This window comes from Aquitalea aquatica (genome assembly GCF_013911085.1).
GTDB classification, from domain to species: Bacteria; Pseudomonadota; Gammaproteobacteria; order Burkholderiales; family Chromobacteriaceae; genus Aquitalea; species Aquitalea aquatica.
On the sequence record NZ_JACERN010000005.1, the window covers coordinates 1 to 11,915 of the forward strand.

Consider the following 11,915-nt stretch of genomic DNA (forward strand, 5'->3'; position numbering starts at 1 on the left):
CTTGTTGATATTGGCTGTCAGACCAGTGGGCTGCACCACCGTGTAGTTGCCGGCATCGCTGCCACTCAGGGTGTAGCCGCTGACGCTGACCGCTTTATTGCTGCCGGCATTCTTGTCGGCAAAGCTGGCGCTGGCTGATCCGTTCAGTGAAACCGTATCGCCATTGATCAAACCAGCGTAGCCGACGCTGGATGTATTCAGCGTAGCGGTGCTGGTGCCGTCATAGACTTTGTCGGACGCGGTAATACCGGACAAGGTCAGGGTCTTGGCTGTTACGGTAATGGCGCTGCCGGTGGTGGACAGTGCGTTGTAGTTGCTGCTCAAGCCGCCATTGCTGCTGGTTCCCAGCGCCAAACCGGTGACGCTGTTGAGCGTGGCATTGGTCTGGACATTTTTACTGGACAGATTGGAGGTATCGCCCGTCCCGGTCACGCTGAAGGTTTGGCCATTCACCCCGCTGGCGGTGAGCAGGCTACCCGTCACGCTGGTTGTGGCATCGTAGGTTTTCGATCCGGACAGCGTCAGATCTGCCTTATTGATGGTGGCCGTCAGCCCTGCCGGGGCGACGAAGCTGTAATTGCCAGCATCCGTCCCTGCCAACGAATAGCCGGTGACCGTGACGGTTTTATTGCTTCCGGCATTGGCATTGGCAAATGTCCCCACACCGGTCCCGGACAGGGTCAGTACATCACCGTTGATCACATCGGATGCTGCCAGGCTAGCACTGCCAGCCAGAGTGGCCGAAGTGCTGCCATCATAGGTTTTATTATTGGCAGCCAGTCCGGTGACATTGACGCTTTTTGGCGTGATATTGGCCGTCTGGGTGCTTAGGCCATTCAGGTAATAGTCATTGCCGCCATAGCTGATCGTGCGGTAACTCTGCCCATCTGGTGCTGACATTGTGCCCCCACCATTGAAACCAATGCCGCTGAGCGAGACGGTTTTATTGCTGCCCACATTTTTGTCAGAGAACGATGCGGCCTGCGCGCTGGTATTCAGGGTGATACCTGTCGGCAATGTCGCACTCACATTGCTCAGGCTGGCATTGGTGGTGCCGTCATAGACTTTATCGGCAATCGTGGCAGAGAGATTCACTGCCATATACGCCACTAGCTGACTGGTACTTTGGGTGAAAACATAAGGCGAATAATCAGTCGGTGAATTCAGGGTAATCGGATTGTAAAAGATGGTTGTACTACCCGATCCTGACGAGAAATAAACAGCGGTCATACCGGTGCTGTCATCAAAGGTAACCGTGCCCGTTCCCTTGCTGCTATTGTCCGCTTGCAACACCAGATGACCGCCAGCATCAATACTCACTCCGCCACCCACATCCCCGCCGCTATTCCAGGCGACATTGGAAGTCAGCTTGAACCGGATATTGCGGTAGGCGCTGAGTGTTAGCGTGCTGCCAGTCACCCAGTTATATGAGGTTGTCGGGATGGTACCCGCATAGTTGTAGCCGGAGCCAATGGTGTCGAGAATGATGATGTCACCGTTACCCCCCCCGCTAGCGCTACAACTAACCCCCGTGCAATTGCCCGAAGATGCCGTGGTTTTAATCGTAACGTTGCCATTATTGAGCGCAGCCGTGAGCACTGATGTGTCCACATTGATACCGTAACCGCTACCCCAGGCACTGCGATTGCCGATGGTGATGTCATCCGGATCAAGCAGCCAGTTACCGGCACTGCCCTTGGGGGCTGCAGTATTGACCCCCGCCGTGCTGTCTATCAGCAGCGTCTGGCCGGATGTTTCAACTTGCCCGCCATTACCAGCGTTAGCACCGCCGCGCGCCGTAATGCTGCCGTTAAACTGGGTGCGGCCGTCCGACCACACCGCGACCTTGCCGCCATCGCCGCTGTTAATGGCATCGGCATTGATTGTTGTGCCCGCAGCGATGGTGGTGGACTGCGCATTCTGTTCGCTGCCTGCGCCGTGAAAATTCCCGCCTACCAATACCGTGCCGCCACCGGCATCACCGGAGGCATCAATGGTGCTGCCTGCACCCAGGCTGACCTGGCCTCCCAATACCTTGACCGTACCGCCGGTTTCTCCTGCCTGCTTGCCAGTAACATCCAGCCTGCCACTTTGACTGGTGCTACCCAGATTACCGCCGTCCAGAATAATGCTGCCATTGAGATTCTGAACGCTGCGTGCTTCGATAATGCCAGTATTATTCACCACGCTGGCCAGTACCGCATCCTTGGCACCGGCCGATAATAAAACCGCACCGCCATCAGCCTGGATCAGGCCGCCGTTTTCTGCCAGATTCTGCAAGGTATTGCGATTGACCTGCATTTTGACCAAGTGATTATCAGCAAATGTCAGTGTGGCATCACTACCAGCGGCAAGTGCCACCACACCCATGGGGGCGCTCAGGCTGCCTTGGTTACTGACGGTATTGCCAACAAACGCAATATATCCACCATCGCTGGCATGGATATTCCCTTGATTGATAATGCTACCGGTGGCGCTGCCGGAAAATTGACGGTTGAGATTATTCAAGCCTGCATCGCTGATATCCAGCGTAGAGGCAACCAATCCGCCAACATTAATCTGCGAACCGGCACCAAATAACACCCCGTTGGGATTGATCAGGAATACCTGGCCATTGGCATTCAGCTGGCCGAAAAACTGGGTGGGATTGGGATCGCTGATACGGTTAACCGCAATGGCACTGGCAGACGGCTGAATGAAGTTAACCACTTCCTGCTTGCTGGTATTGAAGGACTGCCAGTTCAAGGACAGATTCTGACTGGATTGCGTCACCGTGGTGGTGTTGCCGCTGGAACTGATGCTACCGCTGCCCGCCGTCACCTGCCCCCCGCTTGGTGCCGCCCATGCACTGCTGCCTGTAGCCAGCACGGTTATCGCCAGTAGCTTCTGCAGCTGTCGGTTGTTGGTCTTGCTACGGCCTTTGGCGTGTTCCGACGCGATAACCCAGGCTTGCTGCACTGGGCTCCAGATGAGCCGATAAATCCGGTTGAGTGAGGCATGGCGCATGATAAAAATCTCTCATTGAACAGGCTGAGGACCGCACAGGCTGGGCCCATCCTGCAGTGGTATGGGCAGTGTTATTCCGTGGCAAACCGGGCTTGATGCTCCGCTACCCGGCGGTCTAGTATTGGCCGCCATTGCTCGGGCATGACGGCATCCACCAGTTGTTCGATACGTGTGATCTGAGCCAAGGCGGCAGGGTCGGTGGTGGTCGCCTTGGCCATACGGTTCCACATATAAATCTTGGCCAGGCTATCTGGTGTAAGCGCACCGGTTTTCGGGTCTGGATCATCGTTGGAATACAAGATGGCGACCGGCAGGTAGGCCGGTGCATACCCGTCCATGGCTGCTTGTTCCAACCATTTCAGCGCCAATTTGGGATCGGCATCGCCGCCCTCCCCCTGACTGAGCATGATGCCCAGGCGGTATTGCGCAACAGGGTCATGCATTTGCGCCGCCTGCAGATACCAATCGCGCGCAGCCGTCAGATCCTGCGGCAGCTCACGGCCCTCACGGAAATAGTCGGCCAGGCGCAGCATGGCTGCGCTGGAGCCTGCCTGTGCGGCCTGCGTACACAGAGCCAGACCATGCGATATGTTTTTGTCCAGCACCTGGCCGGAGATGTACAACGCACCCGCCGAGCACAATGCATAACTGATGCCGGATTGCGCCGCCTTGCGATACCAGCGTTCAGCGGCTTTGCCATCAGCTGGCTGGCCTATTCCCTGCGCCAGACAATCCCCCCAAAACTGCTGTGCCGCCGGGATGTTGCCCACTGCGGCCTTGCCAAACCATGTGCAAGCAGCCAGCGGATTCCGTGGGCGGCCCCAGCCTTCGCGCTCGATCAAGCCGAGATTGAATTGGGCCAAGGCGTTGTTGGCGGCAACATGCAGGTATTGCTGATAAGCCCGGGTGTATTGCTTGGCCGCCAGTGACTGATTGGCAGCACCAAGCTCGGCATTCAGATTCCGTACGGCTGCCGCTGCAGGCAGGGCAGCCAGGAATACCAAAAACATGGCCACGGCAGTCAGGATACGCAAGGTGTGTCTTCCCATAGCGTGGTTGGCACTGGCGCTGGCACGGTCGTTGACAGTGCCAGCCGTCCAGAGAGGAAGGGGTGCTTAAGCTGGGACTTAATCCTTGCTGGGATACAGGCCATTGGTCGCGGCAATGTAATACGTCAAGGCCAGATACGGAGGACGGTTATCAATTGCCGCACCGCTGCCGATAACAGCCGAGTTACCACTGACCGTTGCCGTACCCGCCCAGTTGCCGGGCAAGGTGGCGGCATTGGTGGTGACCGGAGCCGAACTGGCTGGAATCGAAATGGTGACCGTACCACTGCTGATTGCGCCAGCATTGAGTGTGGCATCGGGCGCGGCGGTCGAGTAAAGGTTGGCCGAGGCCAGGCCCACACGTCCCAGATAATTCCCCGATGGCGTTGCGGAGCCGCCAGCGTTGCTGACTACATTCATTTTCAAATTGGACACGGTACCAGACACATTAGCCGCCGCAACTGCCGCTGTGCCGGTCAGTGCCGGCAAGGGGGTGCTCACGGCCACGCCAGAAAAGGTTACCGGCAGGCTGCTGAGGGTAGCGACATGGGGCGGCAATTGTGCAGTGATCAGGGTGATGCCGTTTTTACCACCGGTGGCGCCGGTTTTATAGGTGGAGCCGTCAGCACCCACCACAAACTTACCGCGCAAATCCGGTAGCTTGAAGGTAGTCTGGCCATCACCACCATAGGTAATGCCAATCAGCGAATAAAGTGCCGTATATTGGTTGATGTTCATGCTCTGCCCAGCAGCCAGAACATATTGATTATTAAAATTTCCATAAGTACTAGGCACCGCCATGATGCAGATACTGGCCAATACCGGCGTATCCGTGCAGGCGTAGCTGCCTTGACTCCAGCCGGTCAGCATCAAGCCAGACAACAAGGCGATCGAAGAAACCGACTTCTTAAATGCATGTTTCATTGCGTTAACCTTTCGCGGCATGCTGCCTGTTCGTGCACACCAAAGGAATTGTTCCGCCTCAGGCTGGGCGGGCGGCCAGCTATTGCCCTTCTACTGCCACCAAAAATGCACCGGGCCACACGGTGTCAATCAATCCAAGCTGATTTTTCAATAAGACATTCCTACAAGACCGTCCGTTTTTACAGAAATCAAAGAAACGGCTTCAAATGTATAGCATGCAAAATAGGACAATTCAATATTCATAATAGATATTTATGCATTGATAACGCATGTTATCGATGCTAGACGGCATGCGCCACGAGGGGCTAGGCAGGCAGTTCCAGCCACCAAGCTGCACTGCTGCGGCGTTGCCGCCGACTATGCCTGCTTGAGCGTGACGAAAGGTCCTGGCTGGGAATGACTGAACAAGGGCGAGGGGCTGACCACGCGCATTGATGTGATCGACGATAGACTCACCCCTCGGGGAAAAGGCGGACAGCACGGTGTGGCCGTCACCGATAACCGTGCCCTGTCTGAGACCTGAGTCGGCTCTCATCGACCAGATACGTGAATGGCTGCTTTCCCGCGATGAAAGCAGCCATTCCGCATAGTGAGCTTAAGCGATGACTGGGCACGATAAGCGCTCGGCAAAAATAGGTAGCGCCGCCTCAGCGCCGGGGAATGGAATCCCCACACGAATGCACTGCAGATTTGCAATGCAAGGTAACGATGGCTTTCAAGCAGGAAGACATGCCGGTATTAAAGTAAGAATGACGAGTGGAATGCATGCGAATAGCCCCAGCAATCAGGCCGGCCCGGCAGGCACATGGAGCGCGCTGTTTGTATCTAGGGCAAGTCCTTCGACTAAGGCATCGAACACCACCCAAATTCGGCGAACGCTTTTCAGGTAGACCTCCCCCGGTATTCAGTAGTACGCGATGTAGACACCAGATAGACCACCAAGGCCAATCAGCTTGCCGCAATTTGCTGCCTAACACGCCAGCCCCAGCGGAACAGTACGCCACTTCCCCCACCCTGGACGCCCTCTCAAGCAAAGCAGGTCGCCTGTCGGCATCTACAAGCCTGCTTACAGCGCTTATAATGCATGTTTGGCCTGCGACAGGCAGGACAAAGCCTGTCGCTTGCCGGTACACTTGCGCATTGCAGCACGCTGCATGATGTCTGCACGCTTGCAACACACGGCATCAGACACTGTACTCGCGGGTAAAACCGCCGCCAGCATGGCAGGTACCGCGATACAGCAAGGCAGCGCCAGTTTCGCCAAGCGGTCGGCAGACCGCCAACAAGACACAGCCGCCGGATCAGCAAGCCCGGAACAAGCAAGACACTTAAATACCATCAGGATTTTCCATGCTAGACATTCAATCGCTCCGTAACGACCTGGACGCCGTCGCTGCCCGCCTGGCCAGCCGTGGCTACACTCTGGACACCACCGCTTTCGCCAATATGGAAGCCGACCGCAAGGCACTGCAAACCCGCATGCAGGAACTGCAATCGCGCCGCAATGCCACCTCCAAGCAAATTGGCGAAGCCAAGCGCAAGGGCGAGGATGTGTCCGCCATCATGGCCGAAGTAGCCAACCTGGGCGATGAACTGAAAGCCGCTGAAGCCGCTTTTGAAGCGGTGCAGGCCAAGATGGATGCCCTCTTGATGAGCATTCCTAACCTGCCGCACGAATCGGTGCCGGCGGGCAAGGACGAGTCGGACAATGTGGAAGTGCGCCGCGTCGGTGTGCCGCGCCAGTTCGACTTCGAAGTGAAAGACCACGTCGACATCGGCACCCCGCTGGGCCTGGATTTCGACACCGGTGCCAAGCTATCCGGCGCCCGCTTCACCGTGCTGAAGGGCGATATTGCCCGCCTGCACCGCGCGCTGGCGCAGTTCATGCTGAACACCCACACCGGCGAGCACGGCTATACCGAGCACTACACCCCGTACATCGTCAACGACAGCGCCTTGCTGGGCACTGGCCAGCTGCCGAAGTTTGCCGAAGACATGTTCAAGGTGACCAAGGGTGGTGAAGAAGGCACGGTAGACCAGTACCTGATTTCCACTTCGGAAATCACCCTGACCAATACCGTGAGCAACAGCATCCTGAAAATGGAAGAGCTGCCGCTCAAGCTCACCGCTCACTCGCCGTGCTTCCGCTCCGAAGCCGGCAGCTATGGCCGTGACACCCGTGGCATGATCCGCCAGCACCAGTTCGACAAGGTGGAAATGGTGCGTATCGAGCACCCGGACCACTCCTATGCCGCACTGGAGGAAATGGTTGGCCACGCCGAGAACATCCTCAAGGCGCTGGAACTGCCCTACCGCGTGATTACCCTGTGTACCGGCGACATGGGTTTTGGCGCCGCCAAAACCTACGATATCGAGGTATGGCTGCCGGCGCAGAACACCTACCGCGAAATCTCCAGCTGCTCCAATTGTGAAGCCTTCCAGTCGCGGCGCATGCTGGCCCGTTTCAAGGACGAAAACGGTAAGAACCAGCTGGTGCACACGCTGAATGGTTCCGGCCTGGCCGTGGGTCGCACCCTGGTGGCGGTACTGGAAAACTACCAGAACGCCGACGGCAGCGTGACCATCCCCACCGCCCTGCGCCCCTATTTTGGCGGCAAGGAAAAGATCGGCGGCTAAGCGGCCATCTGCACCTCAGACAAAAACCGGGACTTGCTCCCGGTTTTTTCTTGCCTGCGGGCAGCGCACAGGGTGATTTTGTTCAATACCCGCTTCTGCTGCGGCTTTATCTTCAGGGTCCTGCCCACTTTCTGAGGATTCCCATGCAGCATTTCCTGTCCATGGCCGCTTTTGCGCTGGCGGCTTCCATTTCGCCCGGCCCGGTCAATATCGTGGCTTTCGGCTGCGGAGTCAGCCACGGCTTTTGGCCCAGCCTGCGCCATGTCAGTGGCGCCACCATCGGCTTTACCTTGTTATTCCTGCTCACCGGCCTGGGGCTGGCCGGGCTACTGGCGGGTGCGCCACAGGCCAGCCGCTTTATCCAGTATGCCGGGGTGGGCTTTCTGCTTTACCTCGCCTGGCAACTCGCCCGCGCCAGTGGCGAACTGGGTGTGCAGCAGCGGCAGCCGTCGTTTCTCTACGGCGCGCTGATGCAATGGCTGAACCCCAAGGCCTGGCTGGCTTCGCGGGCTGGCATGGGGGCCCTTGTCAGCCATGGCGAAGCGCTGTTGGTATGGCAGTTTGCCGCCATCTATTTTGTGGTCTGCTACCTGTCGATTGCTTGCTGGGCCTGGGCCGGAGCGCGCTTGCAAGGCCTGCTGCGCCATCCGCCACGCATGCGGCTGTTCAACCGCTTGCTGGCGCTGCTGCTGGCGGGCAGCGCGCTCTATCTGCTGCTGGAATGATTCAGCCCACGCTGCGGCAGTACTGACCGGGCGTGGCCGCTACCAGCCGCTTGAAGGTGCGCTGGAAATGCGCCTGGTCGGCAAAGCCCAGCGCCTGCGCCACCTGGGCAATGGGCTGGCCGCTGCGCAGCAGGCTTTTGCCACGCTGGATACGCCGGTTGAGCAGGTATTCGTGCGGCGTCATGTGATAGCGCTGGCGGAAAGCACGGATCAGGTAGGACGAGGACAAGGCGGAGGCGCTGCAGATGGCCTGCAGGCTGATGTCGTCGGCGTAATGGTCGTTGATATAGTCGGCCGCCAGTTGCAGGCGCGGATGTGCCGCCACCATGCGGCACTCTGCTGACCATGGCTGCTGCAAGTCGGTAAAAAAGGCTGTGGCCATTTCCTGCCGGCCCAACTTGCCGCCGGCAGCGGAATGGCAGGTGGCCACCAGTTGCAGCAGGCCATGATACAGCTTGGCATCCTCGCTCAGCCTGAGCCCAAAGTAATGAAAATCCTGATTGGCACTTAGCCCCAGCTCGGCTTGCAGCCCGGCCAGCCACGGCGTGTCGACATACAGCATGTGATACGACCAGGGCTGGTCGGCAATGGGATTGCAGGCGTGAACATCGCCCGGATTCATCAGCACCACGCTGCCACGGCCCACGCGGTAGCGGTCTTGCAGGCTCAGGTAAGTGCTGCTGCCGCTGGTAATGGCGCCGATGGAAAAATGCTCGTGCGAATGGCGGGCATAGCACACCTGCCGGCCATCCGGCACGCTGCGGACTTCCAGAAAAGGCAGTTGTGGGTCGCGCCAGAACAGTGGCGTGGCTGGCGTGACTTCCGGACTGGGGGAGCGGGATCTGGGCATCTGCCCAGCATAATGCAGTGCAGGCAGCAGCGACAAGCCGCGCAGCCACCGGAGACTCAGTGCAACTGCTGGCGCAGCAGTGCCTCGAATGCGGCGCCGGGTACCGGTCGGCTGAACAGATAGCCCTGACCGCAGTCACAGCCCTGCTCCAGCAGGAAGCGGCGCTGTTCTTCCAGCTCCACCCCTTCGGCTACCAGTTCCAGCCCCAGGCTGCGGGCAATCGAGATGATGGCCTGGGTGATGGCGGCATCGTCGCGGTCCTGGTGCAGGTCCATGATGAAGCTTTGGTCGATTTTCAGGCCGCGCACCGGCAGCCGCTTGAGATAGGACAGGCTGGAATAGCCGGTGCCGAAATCGTCGATAGACAGATAAATGCCCAGCGCCTGCAGGCGATGCAGCACCTCGACCATGCCGCTGTCTTCATCCATCGCCACGCTTTCGGTGATTTCCAGCTCCAGCGCACTGCTGGGCAGGCTATGGCGCTCCAGCGCCTGCGCCACGCTATCAACGATGCTGGAATACTTCAGCTGGCGGCCGGATACATTGACGGCGATGCGCCCTTGCAGCAGGCCGGCATCGCGCCAGCGGCGGATGGCGGCGCAGGTAGTATCCAGCACCCAGTCGCCCATGCTGGTGATCAGCGAGCTTTCCTCGGCAATCGGAATGAACTGGCCGGGCGAAATCAGCCCCAGGTCGGGATGATGCCAGCGCAGCAGCGCCTCGGCACCGATGATGCGGCCAGACGCCAGCTCCACCTTGGGCTGATACCACACTTCCAGCTCGTCCTGCGCCAGCGCACGGTGCAGGCTGTATTCCATTTTCAGGCGCTCGATGGCGCGGGCATTCATGTCGGCGGTATAGAACTGGAAATTGTTCTTGCCACGCTCCTTGGCCCGGTACATGGCGGTGTCGGCATTCACCAGCAGGGCATCGGCCATGGCGCCGTCTTCCGGGAACATGCTGATGCCGATGCTGGCGGAAATGAACACGCCCTGCCCGGCCACGGTGGACTCGGCCGAAATGGCATCCAGGATGCTCTGCGCCCGGCTGGCCACTTGCTGCACCGTCACCACGTTTTCCAGCAGCACGGTGAATTCGTCACCCGACAGGCGGGACACGGTGGACAGATTGGGCACGATGCGCTGCAACTCGCTGGCGATACGCATCAGCAGCTCGTCACCGGCATGGTGGCCCAGGGTGTCGTTCACCATCTTGAAACGGTCCAGATCGATGAACAGCAAGGCAAAACGGCGATCAAACTGCCGCGCCTGCTCCACTGCCGACTGCAGCTTTTCGATGAACAGCGTGCGGTTGGGCAGGCCGGTCAGCGCATCGTGATTGGCCAGAAAATGCAGCCGTTCCTCGGCCTGCTTGCGCTGGGTGATGTCGGAAAACACCGCCACATAATGCAGGCACTCGCCGTGTTCGTCGCGGATGGCGGTAATGCTCAGGTGCTCGGTGTACAGCAGGCCGTTTTTGCGCCGATTCACCACCTCGCCCTGCCAGAAGCCGTCGTGGCGCAGGCAGCGCCACAGGTATTCGTAGAATTCGGGGGATTGCTTGCCGGACTTGAGCAAGGCCGGCGTCTTGCCGATGGCTTCCTCGCGGGAATAACCGGTGATGCGGCTGAACGCAGGGTTGACCGACTGGATGAAGCCATTGCCATCGGTGATGACAATGCCTTCCATGGTGGCTTCGAACACCTTGTCCGCCAGCAGCAGGCTCTGACGTGACTGCAATAAGGCTTCGTCACGCTCGCGCAGCGCGCCATGCAGTTCCAGCAGGAATTCGTGTTCTATGCTCTGGATGATTTCGCGAAAACCGATGATATGGACGAGTCTGTGCTCGGCATCGAAGACCGCCAGGTGGCGGATCTGGTGCTGCAGGATCACCCGTCGCGCCTGCAGCAGGCTACTACTGCTGGCTACGCCGATGACCGGACGGGTACAGATGCTGCCCAGCTCCACATCACCCTGCCCGGCAGCCACCATGCCCACCACATCGCGCTGGGTGAGGATGCCGTAGCTGCCATCGGCAAACTGCACCCCCAATGCTGTCAGCTGCTGTTCACGCATGCTGGAGAGTGCGGCGGAAAGATTGTCGCTAGCCTGCAAGATGACCGCCGGCGGCGCCAGCAGGCCATCCAGCCGTTTCAGCCCGAGGAAGGCTTCGGTGCCCTGACACAACACCACGTCCGACAGCGACACCAGGCCGACAATCGCCCCGTCCTTTTCCACCAGCGCATGGCGGATGCCCTTGCTGCGAAACTGCCCCAGTACATCGTGCACGCTCAGGTGGTGGGCCAGCGTCACCACAGGCTGGCTCATCACCTCGCTGATGGGGCGGCAGCGCGCTGCCGCGTCATCCAGATCAACGTCCAGTGCATCGGTTTCGGTCCAGATACCCACAGGCTCGCCAGGCGCGGCAAACACCACGATGGAACCGCAGCCGGACTGCAGCATCTGGTTTGCCGCCTCGTGGATCAGCGTCTCCGGCGTGCAACTGAGAATATCAGTTGAGGCAATCTGCTCTATGGGCTGCATCAGCGGGGACATCATCGGACACCTGTAAGCAATTTAGCGTTCACAACCACGGCATTATACATTTATTACTTAACATCTAAAGGGCAAACCCACGGCATTTAATGCATTTTGCGTATCACGCTTCTTTATCCACTTTGCCAGCAAACTGCAAAGAAAGTTTACACCCACCCATCCACCCCCT

General features: G+C 58.7%; 7 protein-coding genes. 2 read left to right on the top strand and 5 right to left on the bottom strand.

The annotated features are described in order from the left end of the window. The 3 genes from H2Z84_RS01760 to H2Z84_RS01770 form a co-directional block, all read right to left on the bottom strand. The coding region (locus H2Z84_RS01760; protein ID WP_181834448.1) for a YDG domain-containing protein at window positions 1–3,006 on the bottom strand (3,006 nt) is incomplete at its 3' end. Window positions 3,007–3,077: 71 nt separating this feature from the next. Further along, a complete protein-coding gene (locus H2Z84_RS01765) occupies window positions 3,078–4,040 on the bottom strand; it encodes a tetratricopeptide repeat protein (protein WP_220272660.1) in 963 nt (320 codons plus the stop codon). Between the two features lie 93 nt (window positions 4,041–4,133). Continuing rightward, complete coding sequence (locus H2Z84_RS01770; RefSeq protein ID WP_181834450.1) at window positions 4,134–4,979, bottom strand: phage tail protein; 846 nt, start codon at window positions 4,977–4,979, stop codon at window positions 4,134–4,136. Window positions 4,980–6,329: 1,350 nt separating this feature from the next. On the opposite strand from H2Z84_RS01770, the gene serS reads away from it, so the two are divergent. Further along, window positions 6,330–7,616: a serine--tRNA ligase gene (gene serS / locus H2Z84_RS01775; RefSeq protein ID WP_181834451.1), complete on the top strand. Its 1,287-nt coding sequence runs from the start codon at window positions 6,330–6,332 to the stop codon at window positions 7,614–7,616. A gap of 143 nt (window positions 7,617–7,759) precedes the next feature. After that, complete coding sequence (locus tag H2Z84_RS01780) at window positions 7,760–8,341, top strand: LysE family translocator (protein WP_181834452.1); 582 nt, start codon at window positions 7,760–7,762, stop codon at window positions 8,339–8,341. A gap of 1 nt (window position 8,342) precedes the next feature. Here the strand turns inward: H2Z84_RS01780 and H2Z84_RS01785 are convergent, their stop codons facing one another. Both H2Z84_RS01785 and H2Z84_RS01790 read right to left on the bottom strand, forming a co-directional pair. Continuing rightward, a complete protein-coding gene (locus tag H2Z84_RS01785) occupies window positions 8,343–9,191 on the bottom strand; it encodes an AraC family transcriptional regulator (protein ID WP_181834453.1) in 849 nt (282 codons plus the stop codon). Window positions 9,192–9,247: 56 nt separating this feature from the next. Continuing rightward, the gene (locus tag H2Z84_RS01790) at window positions 9,248–11,749 is read right to left on the bottom strand and encodes an EAL domain-containing protein (protein ID WP_258869260.1); all 2,502 of its coding nucleotides are present in this window, start codon (window positions 11,747–11,749) and stop codon (window positions 9,248–9,250) included. Window positions 11,750–11,915 lie beyond the last annotated feature (166 nt).

Excerpts from the sequence above, each read along its gene's own strand:
- H2Z84_RS01770 (WP_181834450.1), bottom strand. The coding sequence starts at position 4,979 with ATGAAACATGCATTTAAGAAGTCGGTTTCTTCGATCGCCTTGTTGTCT.
- serS (WP_181834451.1), top strand. The coding sequence starts at position 6,330 with ATGCTAGACATTCAATCGCTCCGTAACGACCTGGACGCCGTCGCTGCC.
- H2Z84_RS01780 (WP_181834452.1), top strand. The coding sequence starts at position 7,760 with ATGCAGCATTTCCTGTCCATGGCCGCTTTTGCGCTGGCGGCTTCCATT.
- H2Z84_RS01785 (WP_181834453.1), bottom strand. The coding sequence starts at position 9,191 with ATGCCCAGATCCCGCTCCCCCAGTCCGGAAGTCACGCCAGCCACGCCA.
- H2Z84_RS01790 (WP_258869260.1), bottom strand. The coding sequence starts at position 11,749 with ATGATGTCCCCGCTGATGCAGCCCATAGAGCAGATTGCCTCAACTGAT.